The following is a 21,101-nucleotide window of genomic DNA, read 5'->3' as shown; positions in this document are numbered from 1 at the left end:
CTAATTGAGCAAATCTTTGATAATTTGTGCTGCTGCTTCTTTGCCATCTTTGGCTGCAGTGACTACCAAATGGCTACCCCGTTTACAATCGCCCCCTGCATAGACGCCGATTTTACTGGTTTGATGATTGGGTGCTACTAAAATATTGCCATATTTATTCGTCTCAATTCCATTGGATGAGAAGAAATCTGTATTCGTAGCAGAAAACCCTAAGGCAAATATAATCACCGTCGCATCTTCTTTGAATTCATTGCCTTTGACAATCTCTACTCTCGCCCGACCACTGCTATCTTTTTCTCCTAACACCGTGCGTTGTAAAACCATACCGATGGCTTGATTCTCACTATTGACCACGATTTCCTTCGGACTGGCATTATAGATAAATCGTACGCCCTCTTCTCTGGCATTTTTAAACTCTTTTTTGCTCCCTGGCATATTGTATTTATCTCTTCTATAAATACACGTCACTTCTTTGGCATTTTGACGAATCGCTGTTCTGACACAGTCCATCGCGGTATCACCCCCTCCGATGACGATGACTTTTTTGCCTTTGACATGATATTTTTCATCACTTTTTTCGTTAAAAAGCAGGTGCTGTGAATTTCTCAAATAATCAAGGGCCATGAAAACACCCTCGGCATTTTCGTTAGTGATTTTGGCTTTATTAGAATTTTGTGCTCCTGTTGCCATAAAGATACTATCATGAGTACTCGCCAGCTCATCAAAGCTCAAATCCACTCCCACATTAGTATTAAGATGTAGATTCATCCCTGCATCTACCAGCCATTTGATACGTCGGGCTACAATCTCTTTATCCAGCTTGAAACTAGGAATGCCATAGGTCAAAAGTCCGCCTGCTCGTGCATCTTTTTCATACATATCTACAGCTATTCCACTTCTCAATAAATAAGTAGCTGCGGCAATACCCGCAGGTCCTGAGCCTACAATGGCTACTTTTTTATCAGTCGTAATTCCAGGAAATTCTGGTTTCATTCCCTTTTTAAATCCCTCTTCAGAGATAAATGTTTCGATATTACCAATCGTAATCGCACCATGCCCGTCATTGAGCGTACAATCTCCCTCACAAAGTCTATCATGAGGACAGATTCTTCCTGTGATTTCAGGGAAGGGATTGGATTCATTGGAGAGTTTAAAGGATAACTTCAAATCCATTTCACTGGTCGATTTTAACCAATAAGGGATATAGTTATGCAATGGACATTTATTATGGCAATAAGGATCTCCACATTGGATACATCTATTGGCTTGAATCGCCGCATCTTCTTTATTAAAGATTTCATAGATTTCATGGAAATCTCCAATTCTATCACTACTGTCTCTTTTCCTTGCTGATATTCGCTCTACGTTTATAAAATCTTGCATAATATATCAATCTCCTTCTTGTGGATTCAATGGAATCTTCGTCATATCTTTTGGCATTACCATCCAAAAATCTCGCACATTGTGTCTAAAATCTTCAATAATGTGTTTGGCTTTCATACTGTCAGTTTCATCAATATGTGTTCGAATCAATTTTTTCAAAAAGTGTTTGGCTTCATCCATTTCGTCGATATCAACACGAACCGCTACGACTAACTCTTGATTCAGTTTGTCGATAAAATCACGACTCTTATCATAAACAAAAGCGATTCCTCCAGTCATCCCTGCGCCAAAGTTTACACCCGTATTTCCTAGTATCACAACCACACCACCGGTCATATATTCACACGCATGATCTCCGGTACCTTCGACGACAGCTTTGGCACCAGAATTTCTGACACAAAATCGCTCTCCTACAACACCGGCTACAAACAATTTACCACCCGTTGCTCCATACAAACAGGTATTACCCGCACAGGCATAATCTTCTTTTTGTACCGCTGGAGTAATGACAATCTTACCCCCATTCATCCCTTTACCGACATAATCATTGGCAGAACCAACCAGATTAATCGAGACACCATTGGTCAAGAAAGCACCGAGAGATTGACCTGCTGTACCGTTTAATTTCAAAATAATACTGTTATCTTTTAATCCCGTATTGCCATAATATTTTGCAATCTCACCACTGATGAGTGCTCCAAAACTCCGATTTGTATTTTTAATCGTTCGATTGACAACGATGAGTTGCTCTGGATTTTCGATGACTTTGTAAATCTCTCGCAAAATCTCTTTTTCAAATTCATTTTTATCAAAGGGATCATTGGGAAGTCCCTCATAAATATTATCTCCCTCAACACGCATCAAAATAGATGAAAAATCGAATTTCTTCGCAAATTCATCATCAATCACATCTAACAAATCGCTACGACCAATAATATCATCAAGCTTTTCGTACCCGAGTTTTGCGAGTATCTCTCTAACATCTTGGGCAATATAAGTAAAGAAATTGACCAATTTATCAGCATTGCCTATAAAAAATTCTCGTAGCTTTTCATTTTGTGTCGCCACACCAACAGAACATCGATTGAGATGACAAATACGCAGGATTTTACAACCAAGAAGGGTGAGAGCTACCGTACCAAAAGCATAACTCTCCGCTCCTAAAAGTGCTGCTTTGACAATATCAACACCTGTTTTCAAGCCACCATCGGTTTGCAAATGTACTTTGCTTCTTAGATGATTGGCTTTGAGGGCATTGTGTGCTTCACTCAGTCCAATCTCCCAAGGATTTCCTGCAAATTTGATAGAGCCCAACGGTGCCGCTCCCGTTCCGCCATCACCCCCTGAGATAATAATCTTATCCGCATATGCTTTTGCAACACCCGCGGCAATCGTACCCACACCCGCTGTGGAAACCAATTTTACGGTGATAGTGGCATCTGGATTTACTTGCTTGAGATCAAAAATCAGCTGTGCTAAATCTTCAATAGAATAGATATCATGATGAGGCGGTGGCGAGATCAATGTCACACCCGGAATCGTATATCTTAATTTGGCAATCAAAGGAGAAACTTTGTGACCGGGAAGCTGTCCTCCTTCTCCTGGTTTTGCTCCTTGTGCTACTTTAATTTGTATCTCACTCGCACTTCTTAGGTATTCTGGTGTGACACCAAAACGACCCGATGCAATTTGTTTGATTTTTGAATTTTTATTTGATTTTAGACGCTGTGAATCTTCACCACCTTCACCACAGTTTGACATCGCACCAATGCGGTTCATCGCTTCAGCCAAGGCTTCATGTGCTTCAGGAGAAATAGAACCCAAACTCATAGCAGCGGAATTAAATCGTTTGAAAATCTCTTCTATCGGTTCTACTTTTTCGATATCGATAGGCTCACGATCAGATTTGAATCTCAAAAAGTCTCGAATCATCTTCTTTTCACGATGATTAATCATGCTGGCAAAAGCATCATAATCTTCTCGAGTACCGCTCTCTGCCATTTTATGAATAGCATGCACCACATTAGGACTGTAATCATGATATTCACTTTTATCCAAATATTTATAAAAGCCTCCCAATTCTAGCGGAAATAATCGCTTGTTGAGATTCACACTATATGCCTCTTTATGAATGGTGTTCAATCGTGCTTCGATGTCATCAAAACCAAGTCCTGGCAAGAGGGCATGCACTCCATTAAAACAGTTTTCAGTGATCTCTTCAGAGAGTCCAATCGTATCAAAAAGTGCTGAATTTCGATACGAAGATATAGTAGAAATTCCCATTTTTGACATGATTTTCAATAAGCCTTGATTCAGTGCAATATTGACATTTTTGAGATTTGTTTTGGTCTCATATATACTTAAATCTTTCTCTTTAGATGCGGCAAGTACTGTTGCATATAACATATAAGGATAAATAGCACTCGCACCAAATCCAATCATACAAGCACACGAATGAGAATCCAATGCCTCTCCGGTTATCGCGACAACACTCACCAAATCTCTCACCCCATGTTCTAAGAGGACTTCATTGATTTTACCCACACACATAGTCATCGGAATGGGTTTTTTTGTATCGGTGACGTAGCGGTCATCAAGATAAATCAATCGTACTTTTTCTTTGACCACGGCTTCTACCACATCATATGCCAAATCTTCCAAACTACCTTTGAGGTTATCTTCAAAAAGTGTCGAAAATGTTTTACCTTTATAGCTCTCTTTGAATCTTGGCTTGTTGATATCGCCAAAGGACTTTAAGACTTCAATTTTCTCTTGCATCAAAATAGGAGAAATGGTTTTGATGCGCAGTGAATTCTTTGGTAATTCATCTAAGATATTGCTCAGTTCACCAAATCCCGTATTTAAACTCATGACGATTTTTTCTCTAATTGGATCTATCGGAGGGTTGGTCACTTGTGCAAATTTTTGTTTAAAATAGTCCGTAAAATTTCTTTGTTTTTTGCTAAATGCAGCGATTGGCGTATCATCACCCATAGAGCCAACACCCTCTTTGCCATCTTGCATCATTGGGCTAATGACCATATTTTTGAATTCTTGTGTGATGTTAAAAAAACGTTGTTTTAATTCTAAATCTTCGATTTCATAATCACTAATATGCTCAAAAGGCATCTCAACATACTCTTGTAAATAGGTTAGATTTTCGTTAAGCCAAGTACCATAAGGTTTGGAGCGTTTAATATAATCATCAATATCATCATTTTTTAGTATCTTGTTGTATTTTAAATCGATTCCAATGATTTGACCACTTTGTAAACGGCCTTGTTCTAGGATGTCATTATCATCAATATCAAGGACACCATACTCACTTGAGATCAAGATACGTTCATCTTTAGTGATGATGTATTTCGCAGGACGCAAGCCATTTCTATCCAACACACACGCGATATATCTACCATCTGTAAAAGAGACTGCTGCTGGACCATCCCATGGATCAAAGTGGATACTAGAGTACTCATAAAAAGAGCGTAATTCACTATCGATATGCGGTGCATTTTGCCAAGGCATTGGGATGAGCGATCGAATGGTTTTGAAAAAGTCATAACCATTGGCAATCATAAATTCGAACATATGATCCAAACTCGCGCTGTCACTCACATCATCTCTGGTAATTGGAAATAATTTCTGCAACTCTTCATCTGAGAAGACTTCACTTTTTAATGAGCGGGTTCGTGCTTTGATATTGAAACGATTTGCGGAAATTGAGTTGATTTCACCATTATGGGCAATCATCCTAAAAGGTTGTGCTAATTTCCACTGTGGCAAGGTATTGGTAGAAAATCTTTGATGAAAGAGTGCAAATTTTGTTTTAAAACTTTCATCATTGAGATCCAAGAAAAAGGCTTTGATATAAACAGGCATCACGAGGCCTTTATAAGAAATCACTTTGCTGGAAAATGATGCAATATAAAAATCTTCATGTGTCGCCAGTGCTTTTTCAATCTCTTTTCTGCTAAGGTATAAAAGGGCTTCAAATCGTTTGGTTGCTATCAAGGATGATGGGGTTACAAAAATTTGTACAATGTTAGGCAAAAGGGCTAAGGCTTGTTCTCCTAGTGCTTTTGTGTCAATAGGCACATCTCTGAACAAAATCACTTTTAAGTCATTTTTTTCACAGATTTCCGTAAAAATCTCTTTTTCCTTCTCATCTTTCATAAAAACCATCGCAACAGCAAACTGTTTTGGTAAATCTACATTTAATTTTCTTGCTTCTTTTTTCATAAATTCTGTCGGCAAAGAGAACAATAATCCACTACCATCACCACTCTTTCCATCCGCCGCAATCGCGCCCCGATGCATCATCCGCTCTAAAGCAAGAATGGCATCTTTTGTATTCTGATATGTAGGAATATTATTAATATTTGCAAGAAGTCCAAAACCGCAGTTATCTTTAAACCCTGTTATAAGATCCATTTAGCAACCTTTTTTAATTTATATTTAAGAGGGTGAATATACCTAATAATTACTTAATAAACCATAAATACAGTAAAATAGGCCATTTAAACTCCCCACTTATCAAATAGTTACTTAAACTAAAATAAATTTAAATGATGCTATAATAGCAGGATGCAAGGTTACATTATCAACATCAATAAAGCCCGTGATGAGGATCTCATCATCACCATATTATCACCCGAACACAAATATACAACGTATCGGTTTTATGGAGCACGCCACTCCACCATCAACCTGGGGTATAAGATAGATTTTGAATTGGAGCACTCCAGTAAATCCACCATACCAAAGTTGAGAAATATCCTCCATTTGGCTTCAAAATGGAATATTCAAAGAGAGCATATGTTTTTGTGGCAACAATACATTCGTCTCTTTTATGCCCATCTCAAAGATATTGATGAGATTGATCCCTTTTATTTTAATATGCTTGAAAAATCTCATGAGATTTGGCATCAACAAAATCCCAAACGGGTTGCGGTTGAAGCGTATATTTCATTATTAGAGTTTGAGGGAAGATTGCATCATGATCTTATTTGTTTCCAATGTGAACGTGTGATTCAAGATCACGTCGCATTCTTACGCGCATTTTTACCCGCACATCCGGGATGTGTTTACAAGACAGGTTACCCAATAGCATCGATTGTAGAGTTATTTGAAAACAAAAGCACCCTATTTTTAGATGATAATGAAATCGACAATCTATGGCAAATTCTTTGTGAAGGATTTTAGCTTCGACTTATTTTAGTAGTCTCGTTTTGATTCTTTGCAAAACAGAAAGATGTATTTTTTATTTACGAGTGAACATTCTAGTAAAATAAGTGCTATAATATAATTATTATTTGGTCTCCCTATATATCTAACCCTTTGGTTGCAACATAACAGCCTTACAAAGGAGAAAAAATGGAAAAGCGATATATAAAATGGTTTGAGGATATCAGTCTCAAAGATATCCCCGAAGTAGGTGGGAAAAATGCAAATCTTGGCGAGATGTACCAACATTTAAAACCAATAGGCGTCAATGTCCCCAACGGTTTTGCTATTACTTCTGAAGCATACCAATACATTTTTGACTTCAATAATCTTTGGAAACCTCTAGAAAAACTGCTGCATCATGATTTGGTTGTTGATGACATTAACAGTCTGCAAAAGATTAGTAAAAAATGTAAAAAACTTGTTAATGCAGCGACGATTCCACCAGATTTAGCTGATGAAATTCTAGATAATTATGCCAAACTTAAAACCCAATATGGAGAGAAGTTGCGGCTTGCTGTCCGCTCATCTGCAACCGCTGAAGATTCTAAAGAAGCTTCTTTTGCAGGACAAAATGAAACCTATCTGAATATCAGCAGTAAAAAAGCATTGCTCATGGCATACAAACAGTGTATCGCATCAAATTTTGAAGCCAGAAGTATTCACTACAAGCATGCCAATCATTTTGATTATCTAAAAGTCTTTGTTTCCGTAGTCGTCATGAAAATGGTCAGAAGTGACAAGGCAACCAGTGGCGTGATTTTTAGTATTGATACAGAAACGGGTTTTGAGGATGTTGTCTTTATCAGCGCAGCATACGGTTTGGGAGAAAATATTGTTCAAGGGGTGATAGAACCCGACACCTTCTATGTACATAAACCGACATTAGAGGCCGGTCATCGATGTGTTCTCAAAAGAAGACGGGGTAAAAAAGAGAAAAAAATGATTTTTGCTGCAAAAAATAATAATAAATTTTCCTCTTCTAAATATACAAAAAATATAGATGTCACACAAAAAGAACAAAATCGCTTTTGTCTTAGCGATGACGAGGTTCTCTTGCTCGCAGATTACACTATGAAGATAGAACATCATTATTCAAACCTTTTAGGAGTCAATACCCCTATGGATATCGAATGGGCAAAAGATGGGCTTGATGGTATCATTTATATCGTTCAAGCACGACCTGAGACGGTTCACTCTAACAAAGATAAACTGATTCTAGAAACGTATAAATTAAAACAAACCGGTACGATAGTGACAACGGGCAATGCGATTGGGACCAAGATAGGCACAGGAAGTGTTCGTCTTATCCAAAATACCCAAGATTTGAAGAAATTCAAAAGTGGAGAAATTCTCGTTGCTAATACTACCACTCCAGATTGGGAACCGGTGATGAAAAGAGCTGCTGCCATCATCACAAATCATGGTGGACGCACGTGTCATGCGGCCATTATAAGCCGTGAACTTGGCGTCCCTGCCATCGTGGGAACGAAAAATGCCACAGAAGTACTCAACAATGCACAAAAGATCACCGTCAGCTGTGCAGAGGGAGAAATCGGCAATATTTATGATGGTACTCTTGATTTTGAAGTGACACGTACCAATCTCAAAGAGGTACAAAAACAACCCATAAAAATCATGATGAATCTAGCAAATCCAGATTTGGCATTTTCACTCACCTCTCTTCCTGTCGATGGTGTAGGACTTGCTAGGATGGAGTTTATTATCAGTACCTATATCAAAGCGCATCCCATGGCTATCAGACATCCAGAGAAGCTGAACAAGAAAGAGAAAGCAGCACTGGATCAATTAAGCACCGCATATCAAACCAAAGAGGAATTTTTTGTCACAACATTATCGGAGGGAATTGCAACCATAGCAGCATCTGTGTATCCAAATCCTTGCATTGTCAGAATGAGTGATTTTAAATCTAACGAATATGCCAATTTGATAGGGGGTCGTGTTTTTGAAGTGGCAGAAGAGAATCCGATGATTGGATTTAGAGGAGCCGCAAGGTATTCACACCCATCCTATAAAGAGGGATTTGAACTTGAGTGTCGCGCGATGAAAAGAGTACGAGATGAGATGGGTTTTACCAATGTTATCTTGATGATTCCTTTTTGCAGACGCGTTGCTGAGGGGAAACAAGTCCTTGATACAATGGCACAATATGGGCTAAAAAGAGGAGAGAACAATCTTTTAATTTATGTGATGTGTGAAATCCCCAATAATGTCATCTCAATCGATGAATTTAGCAAAATTTTTGATGGTTTTAGTATCGGAAGCAACGATTTAACACAGCTAACCCTAGGCGTAGACCGAGAGAGTGAAATCGTCGCCTTTGATTACGATGAGAGAGACCCTGGCGTTTTAGAGATGATTAAAATGGCAGTATTAGGAGCAAAACGTAACCATCGCTATAGTGGTATTTGTGGACAAGCGCCCTCTGACTATCCAGAGATTGCCAAATATCTACTCGATATCGGAATAGAATCTATAAGTTTAAATCCCGATAGCGTTTTAAATGTCATACAGACTTTAAATACATTGCAACAGACGAAGAAACCACCACTACCGGTCTAGGTATTCTTCCTCGCAAAAACTAGAGGTGTTGATATTTTCAAAAGATTTTCGCAACGAAGTGAAGAGATCATGATTTTCCTCTTCCATCTTTGCCAGCATCTCTTTAGTTTTTGCTCTTGCTATCGGCATTTTGACATCAAATCGCATCGCGGGACAGGCTTCATCTGAAATAGGATCAATAGGAAACTCCCGCGCTTGCTCAACTAATTGACGCTCTCTGACATGTATAAATGGTCGAATGACCCATAACCCATTTTTTGCTTGATAAATCGGGGGCATCGAACGCAAAGCACCATTGTAGGAGAAATTCATAAAGAAACTCTCAACCGCATCATCTAAATGGTGCGCCAATGCCACTTTTTTAAATCCATGCTCAAGGGCATACGTATACAAAGCACCCCGTCGCATTCTGGAAAAGAAGCTACAAAAAGAGGAATTCTCTCGAATTTTCTCTTTGGCTAAATCATAAATCTTAGTATCAACGATTTCATGAGGAATATCATATTCAACACAATGCGCATGCAATTTTTCGAGGTCTTCTCCCATTCCATAGCTAATAGTGACGGCTAAAAATTTAAATTTAAAAGGGGCAACACGCTGCATATGACGCAGAACATGAGCCAAACAAAGAGAATCTTTCCCACCGCTGAGTCCTAGTAGTATGGTGTCATTTTCTTTGATTAACTCATATCGACCATTGGTTTTGCCTGTGATTCTTAGGAGTTTTTTACTAAGCTTTGACAAGAATTTTATCCAACATTGAGATAATAAAACGGCTACTTCTTTGTGCTGAGTGTTTTAAAAATTCATCAAAATCAAAGGCAGCATCAGAATCTGCGGCATCACTAATCGATCTCATGATAAAAAATGGTACATTACAGGCATCACACACTACTGCCACTGCGGCACCTTCCATCTCAAGAGCATCTGCCTTAAAGGTACTTTTGATCCAATCTTTTTTCTCATGATCTGCGATAAATTGGTCTCCTGTGGCTATAATACCGTGTTTGAGATTGATATTTTTTTCCTCAGCCACTTCAGTCGCAATAGCAAGCAATTTTGCAGAAGCATCGACATAGACAGCCCCCTCAGGAACATATCCATAAGGATGACCAAAAGCAGTGATATCCAAATCATGTTGGCATAATTGTGTCGCTGCAACCAAGTCTCCGATTTTCAACTCCGAATTCACCGCTCCTGCAACACCGCTAAATAAAACCATTTCTGCCCCAAACTTTTCAATTAAAGTAGAAGCACTGAGTGCGGCATTAACTTTTCCAATCTTGCTGTATGCTAAAATAATATCATGACCTTTAAAAGTCGCTTCATGATACAGATTTCCACCATATTGGCATTCATTGTGTTTTTTAAAAAATTGCAACAGAGGCTCATCGCCATCAGTAACTAAAAAGGGGTCAATTTCTTCAATCATTGCACCCATGATTGCGATTTTCATTTATTCGTATCCTCTTAATAAATATTTTTGTGTTTGTGATAATTTTGTGTTGATTTGCATCATCAGAAATGCTTCTTCAAAGAGTGGTGCACGGCATTCAACGGTACCTTTTGGTGAGATAAAACAAGACCCTCCCCAAAAGCCAAGACCATCTTCAAAACCAACACGATTGGCAAATATCACATTAGCACCACTCAACAAAGCAGTCGTACCTAGCAGCGCATCCCACTGTTTTTGTATCAACAATCCCTCATCACTAAACCCACGAGCTGGAGAATTCGATATGACTATCACCAAATCGGGCTTATGCTCCGTAATCTCTGCAATGGTTTTTGCATCATACAACTCTTCACAAATCGCAACAAAAGTTTTACCAAATCTTGTTTCAAAAGCATCAACAGGTGTCCCTTTGAAAAAAAATCTTGCTTCTTGAAACAAACCATAATTTGGCAAGGCACTTTTATGATGAATGTGTTTGATTTTACCCGATTCACAATAAATTGAGCTATTGTAAAATTTATGGTTCTCTTTTATGATGGCTCCAAATACCAAATCATAAGGCGTCGCGAGTGCGGCAAATTGCTCAATCTCTTCTAAAGTATAAGCATCCTCAAAGACCGCATCTTTCAGTAAGTAACCATTGAGTGCCAGTTCAGGGAAAATGACCAATTGTGTATTAGGATCGACCTTTGAGAGATGATTGACAAATTCTAATGGGGTAATCTTTTTTAATTTAGGTGAAATTTGGGCAATGGTGACTTTCATGCAAATTCCAAGACTGCCTTCTCTAGCGTGGCCATATCTGTGATTGATATTGTATTTTTTGAGGTAATTTTCTTGTTAATTCCCTTCAAAACATTGCCACCAAATTCAACATAAAGATCGACATCATCTTCAATACTTTTAATTGATTGTTTATAGCGTACTGGCATAATCAATTGTTTTTCAAGTAGCGCCACAGCATCGGCTTTATTTTGATACGCTTGCGCCGTCACATTGGAGATAATAGGAGTCGTAAACGTCTCACCCACCCATCTCTCAAGAGAAGCTTTAAGCTTTGGTTGTGCGGTCATCAAAATAGGACAATGACTTGCCACAGACATTTTCAACAAAATAGCACGTTTTGCACCTTCTTCTTTGAAGGTAGATTCCATCTCTTCAAGATCTGATTTGTTTCCCGCGATAACAATTTGACCATCGTTATTATAATTGGCAATCCAGATTTTTTTACCAGATTCTTGGGCTGCTGATACAACACGTTCACAAATCGCATCACTCAAACCAAGTAGCGCCATCATACCTGCATTTTGTCCCTCACAAGCTTCTGTCATGAATAATCCACGATGATATACAAGCTCAACAGCATCAAGATAATCAAGTGACCCTGTGGCACTGAGTGCTGAAAATTCACCCAAAGAGTGTCCTAGAAAATATTGCGGTGCCGTACGCACTTGCTCACTAAATAACGTGTAGGCAATCATACTCACGAGTAAAATAGATGCTTGAGAAAATTGTGTCTTTTCAAGATTTTCATTCTCTTGAAACAATAAATTTTCAAAATCTATATCCAATCGATTGCTCGCACGTTCAATCATCTCTCTTGCTATTTTAGAGTGCTCAAAAAAGTCTTTTCCCATGCCAACTTTTTGGCTTCCTTGTCCGGGGAATATACCTGCAAAATTTATCATTTCTTTTCCTCATCTAGTCGATATTCGTTGATTTTTTTTCTCAATGTGTTTCGATTTAAGCCAAAAGCTTTACTCATAGAGAGTTGTGAGCCAAATTTGGCAAATCCACTTTTGATCAAAGGGACGTCAAACAGATACAAAAGATTTCTATAATCGCTCTCTTCCTCAAGTTTGTCGAGTAGAAAATTTTCCATGATATTCATAATATCCGTCTCATCAAAAGAGTTTTTCAAATAAGCTGAGTATATTGATCTTCTCAGAGAATAACAATTTTCACTGATATCCACTGCCGTATTTTTACAATCAATACGATTGGCTTGCTTACCAAATATTTCACTGGCCTCATCATAAAAGAGTTCACATAAACCCTCCACATCCTCAGGCCTTTGAGACAATGGGGGAATATAGATCTTAAGACTAAAAAATTCATCTTCAATTTTATTATTGAGACTTGATGTGCTGGTTGCAATCATCCTATTTTTATGTTTATTTAAAGAATTTTTTACTTTAGTATAGTTTGATATTTTATCAAAATTTTTGACAATTAACTTATCATGAATCTCAATGGCACTCAACAATTCTTGTAATTTAGATCCATCTATCGTAGGGGCATCCATCACATAGTTTGCTAATTTATATTTTCCGACACCTCGCTCGCCGTGAATGAGCGCATTTAAATTTAAACTCTTGAGTAGATTCGCAGATTTGAGAGCTTCCACAGAAGCTCTCGATTTTGCAATGTAGCTTTTATCAACCACAACACCCACCGTTGCCACCTGTTGAGCAACAAGAATCTTGGGTATCTTTTTCGTCGTGACAACTGTCACCTGCTCCACATCCACAACCGCCACCTGCAGGAGCGCCAACATATCCGTTTAGCAACTCATCAGATGTAGCTTCTCTCACTTCTAGAACGCTAAGAGAAAAGAGTAAATCTTTTCCTGCTAGAGGATGATTAAAATCAACAACGACGCTATCATCGTCAAAACTTTTGACAGTCACTTGAACCGTGCCGCCATCTTCTCCTTGACCATAAAGTGTCATACCTTCTTTTAATTCTAATCCGGCAAATTGCTCTTTTGGCAAAGATTGTACTGCTTTTTCGTCATATTCACCATATGCATCCGCCGCAGAAACTCTAATATCTGATGTATCATCCTGAGAAAGTTTTCTTATTTCACTTTCTAATCCAGGGATGATTTGTCCTTTTCCAACAATAAAAGATAGCGGTGCACCTTCAAGATTTGAATCTAGAATATCACCGTTGTCTACATCTTTTAGTTCATATTGGATAGAAACAACTTGATTTTCGTTTATAGCCATAAATTCTCCTTGCTAATAAAAACGAGTGATTTTAGCATAATTTATTTTTACTTGCCCTTATACAAGATAAAATTATTATTTTTTAAGGCTTTTTGCCTCTTTTGAATTAGGATAATTGCTTTGCAGTGCATTGAAAAATTTCGATGCTTCTTTATGTCGTTTGAGTTTGCTCAACGAGATTCCGGTATGATAGAGTAAGACCGGGACATAAGATGCTTTGTCATATAAAGAGATACTTTTTTTGTAATGCAAAATAGCATCAGCGTAGGATTTTTGGGCATAGGCAATCTCTCCTAATCGAAAACTGTTACCAGCTGGATGGTAGCGTTGTTTCACCAAAAATGTATAAATATCTTTGGCTTCAGCATAAGATTTTTTTCTGACAAGTTGCGCGGCTTTTTTCTCTAGTGATGCCTTATTCTTTCCAGAAAATGATTGGCGTGTCGTGCTTTTTTTGAAAGTCGATAGCTTTTGATTGACACTATCTTTAAATTTTTGAAACTCATCTTTAGAGATATACGTTGAGTTAATGGAATCAATTAAACTGCTCAATTCCGACAAGACATTTTTGACTTTGTCCTGATTGGCAATCTGTGCTTGAACGCTGGCATTGAGATCTGATTGCAGCGTGGCAATCTCATCTTTTAGATGACGCAAGGAATCTGTTCGGTTTTCATCTTGTGATTCGAGCGTAAACAGTCGTTTGTCCAACTGACCTATTTTATTGCTAATAGATTCAGTAACCGAACGAATGCCTTCAAATCTCTCTTTTTGATCATTTGAGTTAATCTGTAATATTTTAATCGCTTTTTCCAAACGTTTGATATTTTGCATGTTTGAAAAAATCTTTTTTTCACTTTGACTCAATCCATAAGGGTTCGGGCTGTCAAGATTTCCGGCACCATATACAGAAGGCTCATTTGCAAAGGCAAGCCATGGTAACAATATAAGAAATAGTACTCTTTTCGTCATCTATCTATCTTCCTTACTCATTATGTGTTTGTTTGTTAAATGATTTGAGTCAAAGTAGATAATCCAAGCAAAAGATATGCCTGGATTATTAGTTTACATTATTTATGGTAGTAGCTTAAGATCGGCTCTTCTGTTTTTAGACCAACATGCTTTTGTATGTTCATTACAAACTGGATTGCTTTTACCATAGCTTATAATCATCATACGGCTGGCATTCACGCCTTGTGCACTGAGTTCGTTTTTCACAGTTCGTGCTCTTTTGAGTCCCAATGCATAGTTGTACTCATCCGTACCCCATTCATCACAATTACCTTCTATTTTGATAGATAGATTTTGTGCTTTATCACTATTTAGCAACCCTGCATCATCTTGTACGACTGGTTGCATTGTTGTTTTTATATTATATTTATCAAAATCAAAATATACAGATTTAAGGTTTTTTTCTAAATTAGAAATCAACATTTTCATGGCATCTGCTTTTTGTTGTGCCATAGTATTGGCATCCATATTGTTAGCATCCATGGTGCCTGATGTATTTTGATTCATATTGCTTGTTTGTTCCATTTTTTGATTTTTAGTCGTCATATCCACATCTGGATTTTTTTGACTACAACCCGTAAATAGGAGAACAGCTACGCCTATACTTGCTAGTACCATTTTTTTCATAATTACCACCTTCTAAAAATTAAGTTTCATGTTATTTTATCATATTTTATTTAAATTACCAATCAATTGACTGAATTTTTCCCGCTTTAAGGGGAAATAAGAAACTTTTATTAGCACTCAGCCTGATGATTCCAAGAGAACTTTGATTTTTGTATTCTTTGATAAACATAATCGTATCTACATCATCAGAAAACCGAGGATAGAGATTCTTTCCATTAGCAGTCAGCTGACGGATAAAATCTGTCTTGGTTGAAATCAAATAAAGATTAAAAACATTGCGTCCAAATTCGCTAGAATTTTCCCGACTTGAGTAGACAATATAGTTATCATTAGCGGAGACAGAACTATTATTTTTGCCATGATAGACCATCTGCTCAACACTCGCATTTAAATTCAATTTTTTTGAAAAAACGTTCGGGTAGCCTAAGCGATCGGAGATAAATACCATCTTGGTATCATCATCTATAAATTTACCGCTAACATCAATCCCTGAGTATTTAGTCACGCGTCGTAAATCTTTATTGAGAACATCATACTCATAAATATCTGCCTGATCATTAGGAGCCATCGTCAATAATAATTTTCGACCATCACGAGACACATCAGAACACACTAACATCCCGTTACTTGTGATGATTTTCTGTCGTTCACCATTACTTAAATCAACACGATATAAGGTTGGTTTGACGCCATTGTAAGACGAATAATAAAATTGGTCTTGTCTCGCATTTGCCCATTGTGGGAAGAGATTTAAGCCACCTTTTACGACGACTTTCTGGAAGCTCAAAGTATAATCAGAGACGACAATTTCTGACTCTTTTTTCCCTGTCAATTTTGCAAAAATCACAAATTGTTCCATCCATTTTATTGAAGGAGCCCCTATGAAATCATTCGTATCTACGATAATTCGATGAGCAATAAAGGGATATCTATTGGTATTTTGAATCTTATAATTTGTCTCATTTTTGATTTCTCCATTGCTGGCATTAATCAATTTGACATGAGCAAGCAGGGCTTTTCCGTCAAGTTCTAATTTATATCTTAAAATTAAATCTACGTTTTTTTGAGTTAAAAAATTTTCTTTGACATCACCATCATAACTACTTTGTAGGTATTCATTGAGCGGATTAAAATTGGCACTTACTCTCAAATCTCCGATTAGAATCTTGTCAAACTTCTTTCTCAATGTCATACTTACATCCGAATTGCTCGCATCTTGCACTGCAATTTTCGGTAATGAATCTATCTTTTTAACAATCTCCACAGTGGCATCATATGCAAATAATGATAGAGAAAGCATCAACATCAATATAATTTTTTTACTCATTTCTTATGTCCTTAAATATTACGGGTAGTTTAAAAATCCCACCTTCTGTATAGGGTGGAAACTCTTTGTCTTTCATCTCTTCTAAAAAATCCAATAATTTGGCATTGAATTCATCATTATAGGAAAGTTTTTCTATTTTATAACTAAAATTTCCTAAATTATCAATAGAAATCATCACGGTCGCTTTGTTTCCTGAAACCGTATCGATTGTGTTTTGCCAATTTGTATCTAGTATTTGTGTCACCGTACCACGGAATTTATCCACAACACCATTTTTGACAGATTTGATATTTGACTGTTTTTCAAATGTCAAAGCATCCACGAGTTTTTTCGCATCATTCTTTTTTACAGCCGTATTGGCACTCTTTTTATTGGTCGGCATTTTTCTGGTAGCCACAGCTTTTTTCTTATGAGGTTTTTCTATTTTTTTGACATCAATTTTATCAAAAAGTCCTCTCAATGCTACTTTTTTTTCATGCTTTGCTGTGACATTTTTAGGGCTAGGTTTTGGAGCAGATTTCGGCTTTACTTTTGTCTTTTTGGGTACTTTTTTGGGTGGAGTTTGCCTCTTTTTTGTTTTATTTTGTACCAAGGTAATATCCAGTACATTTTTATTAGAAACAACATAATTAATATTGTTTTTAATACGACTTTGTAGATAGAATCCCAAAGAGACAACAATACAAATATAGAGTAGAATCGATAATGAAAAGCCTACTACATTATAACGCGACTTTGGCAACATACTCACCCGTTTGTTTCAAGTGATACTTTTGTAAAGCCGGCTTCTTTCACACTTTTTAACACATACATAACATCCCGATATTTCAAAGATTCATCCGCTTTGATATATACCGTGGTATTAGCAGGATATTTATTTTTTATCATGATGAAATTGTCTGCAAACTCTTTTAGTAAAAAAGAATCTTTTTTAATATGAACTTTTTTGTCGCTACTGATTCTGATTTCTAATTCTGGAAGTTTTTTGACAACAGAGGATTTAGAACCGTCTGGCAAAGTAATCTTTTCTTGATAAACCATTGCCGGTGTCGTGACCATCAAAATAGCCAATAGCACCAGCATAATATCAACCAAAGGGGTGATATTTAACTCGGGAGCATCATCCCAATCAAACATCGTTATGAGGAACCTTGTCTATATTGTTGCTACCAGAGAGCAACAATTCCATCTCTCTATCCACATATACAAGCACTTCATAGGCTTTTCGTTTCAAAAAAAGATGAATACTATAAGCAGGAATTGCGACAAAAATACCCGCAGCAGTGGCGATTAAGGCTTCACTAATGGCCGGTGCAATCACACCTAAAGAGGCACTACCACTTTGTCCCAACCCACTAAAGGTATCAAGAATCGAAACAACCGTACCAAAGAGTCCGATAAAAGGAGATGTGGATGCAATAATCGATAACATCCACAATCCATTGGTCGCACTTTTTTCAGCCACACTTTTACATACATTTAAAAGATTTTTTTGTTGGGTGCTAGCACTTCTGGAACATTTGCGCAAGATCGAATCATCGCGAACATTCTTGGCACCCATCAACATCGACTCAAGTGAGTTTTTTTCCACTCTAAGCCACGCGTTAAGAAAAAAGTATCTGCTAAGTAAAATACCAAATGTGATAATAAAGTATAAAGATAACCAAAAAATCACAAAGAGTGTCACATAGCTACTTCTGGAGAAATAATTAATGAGAAGATCAATCGCTAACATATAATACTAATGTCTATCTTTGAGAACATTATCTATCTTAGAAAATGCTACTGCTATGGCTACATCAGAGTCGCTCATACCTTTGATTAGCTTTTTGCCCTCTTCTATTGCTTTTGCTATGGCGCCCTCATTACTTCCTGTAATCGCAACAGCACCATCAACAAGTACCATCACTTTACTTTCATCTATCTTGGCATGTCCCCAATCTATCGCAACTATTTCATGCGATCCATCTTGAAGTTCAATGTCGATGATACCCGCTTGTAAGAGAGAGACCAAAGAAGCGTGGTGAGGGAGTACTCCAAACTCACCTTCGCTACCTGGAAGCGTTACACCTTTGACAAGATCTTCAAAAATTTGACCATCGGGAGTCACAATTTCTAATTTTAATGTTTCCATAATATTACCTTATTTAAAGCTTACTTATTTTTTAGTTTTTCAGCTTTTTCTACTGCTTCTTCTATATTTCCAACCATGTAAAATGCTGCTTCAGGAAGATGATCGTATTTACCATCTAAAATCCCTTTAAATGCCGCAATAGTTTCTTCTAAGCTGACATATTTTCCAGGACTTCCTGTAAATACTTCGGCGACAAAGAATGGTTGTGATAAAAATCTCTCAACTTTTCTTGCTCTATCAACCACAAGTTTATCTTCTTCACTCAACTCATCCATACCTAGAATTGCGATGATATCTTGTAAATCTTTATATTTTTGAAGTACCGCTTGAACGCCACGTGCTACTTCATAGTGTTCTTGTCCCAAGATTTGCGGGTCAAGCATACGAGAACTTGAATCAAGTGGATCCACCGCTGGATAAATACCTTTTTCAGCAATCGAACGATTGAGAACGGTTGTGGCATCAAGATGCGCGAAAACAGTCGCAGGTGCCGGATCGGTAAGGTCATCTGCTGGTACATATACTGCTTGAACAGAGGTAATAGAACCTTTATTTGTAGAAGTGATACGTTCTTGCAATCGTCCCATTTCACTCGCAAGTGTTGGTTGATAACCCACCGCACTTGGAATTCGTCCTAGAAGCGCTGACATTTCTGCCCCTGATTGTGAAAATCTAAAGATATTATCGATAAACATCAAAACATCAAGGCCCATTTCATCACGGAAATATTCCGCCATGGTAATACCTGTCAATGCAATTCTATTTCTCGCTCCCGGAGGCTCACTCATTTGACCATAGCACAGTGCCACTTTATCCAATACGTTTGATTCTTTCATCTCATGATACAGGTCATTACCCTCTCTGGTACGCTCACCAACACCTGCAAATACAGAGTATCCACTATGTTTAAACGCAACATTATGAATCAATTCCATAATAATGACGGTTTTACCAACACCCGCACCACCAAAGAGTCCAACTTTACCACCTTTTGCATATGGGGCAAGTAAGTCAACCACTTTGATACCGGTTTCAAATATTTCACTTTTTGTACTTTGTTCTTCAAACGGAGGAGGATCTCTATGGATTGACCATTTGTGTTTTGCTTCTACCTCTTTGCCCAAGTCAATCACATCGCCAATGACGTTGAACATTCTACCTAGTACTTCTTCTCCAACTGGAACTTGTATCGAGGTTCCTAGTGCTTTTGCAACAACGCCTCGTGTCAAACCCTCACTCATATCCATCGCGATGGTTCGCACTCTGTTATCGCCAAGGTGAGCGGCAACTTCCAAGATCAGTTTCTGCTCTACTCCTTCTACTTCATACTTTACTTCTATCGCTTCATTGATCTTAGGAAGGTAGCCGTCAAAATCAACATCAACAACAGGGCCTGTGATTTGGCTTATTACTCCATTCATAAAATATTCTCCTTTTAATTTTTCAACTATTTATTTCATAGACTCAACACCGCTGATAATCTCAATTAACTCAGTGGTGATTGACTCTTGTCTTGCTTTGTTATAAGCTAGTGTTAACTTATGAACTCTCTCTGCCGCATTGTTGGTTGCATTGTCCATCGCTTGCATCCTGGCGCTATGTTCTGCTGCCAAGGAATCAATAAGCGCATAATACATATTGTATTCAAAATATTTTTTAATTAATGAATTCAAGATGGTCTCATCTTCTTCCGGCTCGATTTCCAACATAGAGGTAGAATCTTCTTCCTTTGTGATACCATCGGGCTCTGCAATTGGAACAACATCGACAACTTTCAATTCTTGAGAAATCATATTTTTATAACCGTTGTGTACCAAGATGACTTTATCTGTAACGCCATTTTCAAAATCGGTAATCGCTTTGGTTATAATCTCTTGTGCTTTTTCATAATCCGGTGATGAACTCACCCCAATATAACTTTCATGTAATGCGATACCTTGAAATCTGAAAAAGTCAATACCTTTTCGACCCACAGCAGTGAGTCTTATTTCAATATTGTCATCTCCATACTCTTTCATCAAACGCTGTACTTCTTTGATAGTTTGTATGTTAAATCCACCACACAATCCTTTGTCAGCGGTGACAAAAATGACATCAATTTTCTTGAATGTCTTATCAATATCAAAATATCGGCTATCGATTCCGCCTACTTTGTATTGATTTATTTTATGAGCAATTTCTGATAAGACTTCATTAATCTTTTCAGCATAAACTCGTGATTTCTTAGCAGCCATCTCAGCACGTCTGAGTTTGGCTGTCGAAACCAATTTCATAGCACGAGTGGTTTTTTTGGTGTTTTCAACACTTTTAATTTTTCTTTTTATCTCTTTAAGATTTGCCATAGCC

The 21,101-nt window shown here is 37.5% G+C and carries 19 protein-coding genes; 2 read left to right on the top strand and 17 right to left on the bottom strand.

Features of this window, described 5'->3' with window-relative positions; translation table 11 throughout:
* Both SFB89_RS03645 and gltB read right to left on the bottom strand, forming a co-directional pair.
* Nucleotides 1-1,383: a glutamate synthase subunit beta gene (locus SFB89_RS03645; RefSeq protein ID WP_331775587.1), complete on the bottom strand. Its 1,383-nt coding sequence runs from the start codon at nucleotides 1,381-1,383 to the stop codon at nucleotides 1-3.
* A gap of 6 nt (nucleotides 1,384-1,389) precedes the next feature.
* The gene (gene gltB / locus SFB89_RS03640; RefSeq protein ID WP_331775586.1) at nucleotides 1,390-5,814 is read right to left on the bottom strand and encodes a glutamate synthase large subunit; all 4,425 of its coding nucleotides are present in this window, start codon (nucleotides 5,812-5,814) and stop codon (nucleotides 1,390-1,392) included.
* Between the two features lie 153 nt (nucleotides 5,815-5,967).
* Here gltB and recO point away from each other — a divergent pair, with 153 nt between their 5' ends.
* Entirely contained in the window at nucleotides 5,968-6,585 is a 618-nt protein-coding gene (gene recO, locus SFB89_RS03635; protein WP_331775585.1) for a recombination protein RecO, read from the top strand.
* Between the two features lie 171 nt (nucleotides 6,586-6,756).
* Complete coding sequence (gene ppsA / locus SFB89_RS03630; RefSeq protein WP_331775584.1) at nucleotides 6,757-9,189, top strand: phosphoenolpyruvate synthase; 2,433 nt, start codon at nucleotides 6,757-6,759, stop codon at nucleotides 9,187-9,189.
* Here the strand turns inward: ppsA and SFB89_RS03625 are convergent.
* The 15 genes from SFB89_RS03625 to atpG form a co-directional block, all read right to left on the bottom strand.
* Nucleotides 9,178-9,933, bottom strand: coding sequence for an ATP-binding protein (locus tag SFB89_RS03625; RefSeq protein ID WP_331775583.1), 756 nt, complete (start codon nucleotides 9,931-9,933; stop codon nucleotides 9,178-9,180). The two genes, ppsA and SFB89_RS03625, sit on opposite strands and share 12 nt — an antisense overlap.
* Nucleotides 9,920-10,645 carry a 5'-methylthioadenosine/adenosylhomocysteine nucleosidase gene (locus tag SFB89_RS03620; RefSeq protein WP_331775582.1) on the bottom strand — a complete coding sequence of 242 codons (726 nt, stop codon included), beginning with the start codon at nucleotides 10,643-10,645 and terminating at the stop codon, nucleotides 9,920-9,922. The genes SFB89_RS03625 and SFB89_RS03620 overlap by 14 nt, the downstream gene beginning before the upstream one ends.
* The gene (locus SFB89_RS03615; RefSeq protein WP_331775581.1) at nucleotides 10,646-11,410 is read right to left on the bottom strand and encodes a nitrilase-related carbon-nitrogen hydrolase; all 765 of its coding nucleotides are present in this window, start codon (nucleotides 11,408-11,410) and stop codon (nucleotides 10,646-10,648) included. It lies immediately after the preceding gene.
* Nucleotides 11,407-12,333: an ACP S-malonyltransferase gene (gene fabD, locus SFB89_RS03610; RefSeq protein ID WP_331775580.1), complete on the bottom strand. Its 927-nt coding sequence runs from the start codon at nucleotides 12,331-12,333 to the stop codon at nucleotides 11,407-11,409. The genes SFB89_RS03615 and fabD overlap by 4 nt, the downstream gene beginning before the upstream one ends.
* Complete coding sequence (locus SFB89_RS03605) at nucleotides 12,330-13,175, bottom strand: Fis family transcriptional regulator (protein ID WP_331775579.1); 846 nt, start codon at nucleotides 13,173-13,175, stop codon at nucleotides 12,330-12,332. The genes fabD and SFB89_RS03605 overlap by 4 nt, the downstream gene beginning before the upstream one ends.
* The gene (locus SFB89_RS03600) at nucleotides 13,084-13,656 is read right to left on the bottom strand and encodes an FKBP-type peptidyl-prolyl cis-trans isomerase (RefSeq protein WP_331775578.1); all 573 of its coding nucleotides are present in this window, start codon (nucleotides 13,654-13,656) and stop codon (nucleotides 13,084-13,086) included. Before SFB89_RS03600 ends, SFB89_RS03605 begins: the two co-directional genes overlap by 92 nt.
* Before the next feature lie 75 nt (nucleotides 13,657-13,731).
* Entirely contained in the window at nucleotides 13,732-14,628 is an 897-nt protein-coding gene (locus tag SFB89_RS03595) for a tetratricopeptide repeat protein (RefSeq protein WP_331775577.1), read from the bottom strand.
* Between the two features lie 102 nt (nucleotides 14,629-14,730).
* Nucleotides 14,731-15,294: a peptidoglycan-associated lipoprotein Pal gene (gene pal / locus SFB89_RS03590; protein WP_331775576.1), complete on the bottom strand. Its 564-nt coding sequence runs from the start codon at nucleotides 15,292-15,294 to the stop codon at nucleotides 14,731-14,733.
* Nucleotides 15,295-15,349: 55 nt separating this feature from the next.
* Entirely contained in the window at nucleotides 15,350-16,621 is a 1,272-nt protein-coding gene (gene tolB, locus SFB89_RS03585) for a Tol-Pal system protein TolB (RefSeq protein ID WP_331775575.1), read from the bottom strand.
* On the bottom strand, nucleotides 16,614-17,366 hold the full coding sequence (locus tag SFB89_RS03580; protein WP_331775574.1) for a TonB C-terminal domain-containing protein: 753 nt from the start codon (nucleotides 17,364-17,366) through the stop codon (nucleotides 16,614-16,616). The genes tolB and SFB89_RS03580 overlap by 8 nt, the downstream gene beginning before the upstream one ends.
* Nucleotides 17,367-17,368: 2 nt before the next feature.
* The gene (locus SFB89_RS03575) at nucleotides 17,369-17,758 is read right to left on the bottom strand and encodes a biopolymer transporter ExbD (protein WP_331775573.1); all 390 of its coding nucleotides are present in this window, start codon (nucleotides 17,756-17,758) and stop codon (nucleotides 17,369-17,371) included.
* Nucleotides 17,751-18,212, bottom strand: a complete 462-nt coding sequence (locus SFB89_RS03570; protein ID WP_331775572.1) for a MotA/TolQ/ExbB proton channel family protein — start codon at nucleotides 18,210-18,212, stop codon at nucleotides 17,751-17,753. Before SFB89_RS03570 ends, SFB89_RS03575 begins: the two co-directional genes overlap by 8 nt.
* A gap of 150 nt (nucleotides 18,213-18,362) precedes the next feature.
* On the bottom strand, nucleotides 18,363-18,755 hold the full coding sequence (gene atpC / locus SFB89_RS03565; RefSeq protein WP_331775571.1) for an ATP synthase F1 subunit epsilon: 393 nt from the start codon (nucleotides 18,753-18,755) through the stop codon (nucleotides 18,363-18,365).
* Between the two features lie 20 nt (nucleotides 18,756-18,775).
* The gene (atpD, locus tag SFB89_RS03560; protein ID WP_331775570.1) at nucleotides 18,776-20,176 is read right to left on the bottom strand and encodes a F0F1 ATP synthase subunit beta; all 1,401 of its coding nucleotides are present in this window, start codon (nucleotides 20,174-20,176) and stop codon (nucleotides 18,776-18,778) included.
* Between the two features lie 30 nt (nucleotides 20,177-20,206).
* Nucleotides 20,207-21,097, bottom strand: coding sequence for an ATP synthase F1 subunit gamma (gene atpG / locus SFB89_RS03555; protein WP_331775569.1), 891 nt, complete (start codon nucleotides 21,095-21,097; stop codon nucleotides 20,207-20,209).
* Between the last annotated feature and the right edge of the window lie 4 nt (nucleotides 21,098-21,101).

Source organism: Sulfurospirillum sp. 1612, assembly GCF_036556685.1.
GTDB lineage: Bacteria > Campylobacterota > Campylobacteria > Campylobacterales > Sulfurospirillaceae > JAADIZ01.
The sequence above is the reverse complement of the archived record's forward strand: the minus strand, read 5'-3'. Positions and strand labels throughout refer to the sequence as shown.

What these genes read in the sequence shown, in the direction of transcription:
- SFB89_RS03620 (WP_331775582.1), bottom strand. Translation starts at nt 10,645, where the DNA reads ATGAAAATCGCAATCATGGGTGCAATGATTGAAGAAATTGACCCCTTT.
- SFB89_RS03575 (WP_331775573.1), bottom strand. Translation starts at nt 17,758, where the DNA reads ATGTTTGATTGGGATGATGCTCCCGAGTTAAATATCACCCCTTTGGTT.
- atpC (WP_331775571.1), bottom strand. Translation starts at nt 18,755, where the DNA reads ATGGAAACATTAAAATTAGAAATTGTGACTCCCGATGGTCAAATTTTT.
- gltB (WP_331775586.1), bottom strand. Translation starts at nt 5,814, where the DNA reads ATGGATCTTATAACAGGGTTTAAAGATAACTGCGGTTTTGGACTTCTT.
- SFB89_RS03595 (WP_331775577.1), bottom strand. Translation starts at nt 14,628, where the DNA reads ATGACGAAAAGAGTACTATTTCTTATATTGTTACCATGGCTTGCCTTT.
- recO (WP_331775585.1), top strand. Translation starts at nt 5,968, where the DNA reads ATGCAAGGTTACATTATCAACATCAATAAAGCCCGTGATGAGGATCTC.
- SFB89_RS03580 (WP_331775574.1), bottom strand. Translation starts at nt 17,366, where the DNA reads ATGTTGCCAAAGTCGCGTTATAATGTAGTAGGCTTTTCATTATCGATT.
- SFB89_RS03645 (WP_331775587.1), bottom strand. Translation starts at nt 1,383, where the DNA reads ATGCAAGATTTTATAAACGTAGAGCGAATATCAGCAAGGAAAAGAGAC.
- ppsA (WP_331775584.1), top strand. Translation starts at nt 6,757, where the DNA reads ATGGAAAAGCGATATATAAAATGGTTTGAGGATATCAGTCTCAAAGAT.
- SFB89_RS03615 (WP_331775581.1), bottom strand. Translation starts at nt 11,410, where the DNA reads ATGAAAGTCACCATTGCCCAAATTTCACCTAAATTAAAAAAGATTACC.
- atpD (WP_331775570.1), bottom strand. Translation starts at nt 20,176, where the DNA reads ATGAATGGAGTAATAAGCCAAATCACAGGCCCTGTTGTTGATGTTGAT.
- fabD (WP_331775580.1), bottom strand. Translation starts at nt 12,333, where the DNA reads ATGATAAATTTTGCAGGTATATTCCCCGGACAAGGAAGCCAAAAAGTT.
- tolB (WP_331775575.1), bottom strand. Translation starts at nt 16,621, where the DNA reads ATGAGTAAAAAAATTATATTGATGTTGATGCTTTCTCTATCATTATTT.
- pal (WP_331775576.1), bottom strand. Translation starts at nt 15,294, where the DNA reads ATGAAAAAAATGGTACTAGCAAGTATAGGCGTAGCTGTTCTCCTATTT.
- atpG (WP_331775569.1), bottom strand. Translation starts at nt 21,097, where the DNA reads ATGGCAAATCTTAAAGAGATAAAAAGAAAAATTAAAAGTGTTGAAAAC.
- SFB89_RS03600 (WP_331775578.1), bottom strand. Translation starts at nt 13,656, where the DNA reads ATGGCTATAAACGAAAATCAAGTTGTTTCTATCCAATATGAACTAAAA.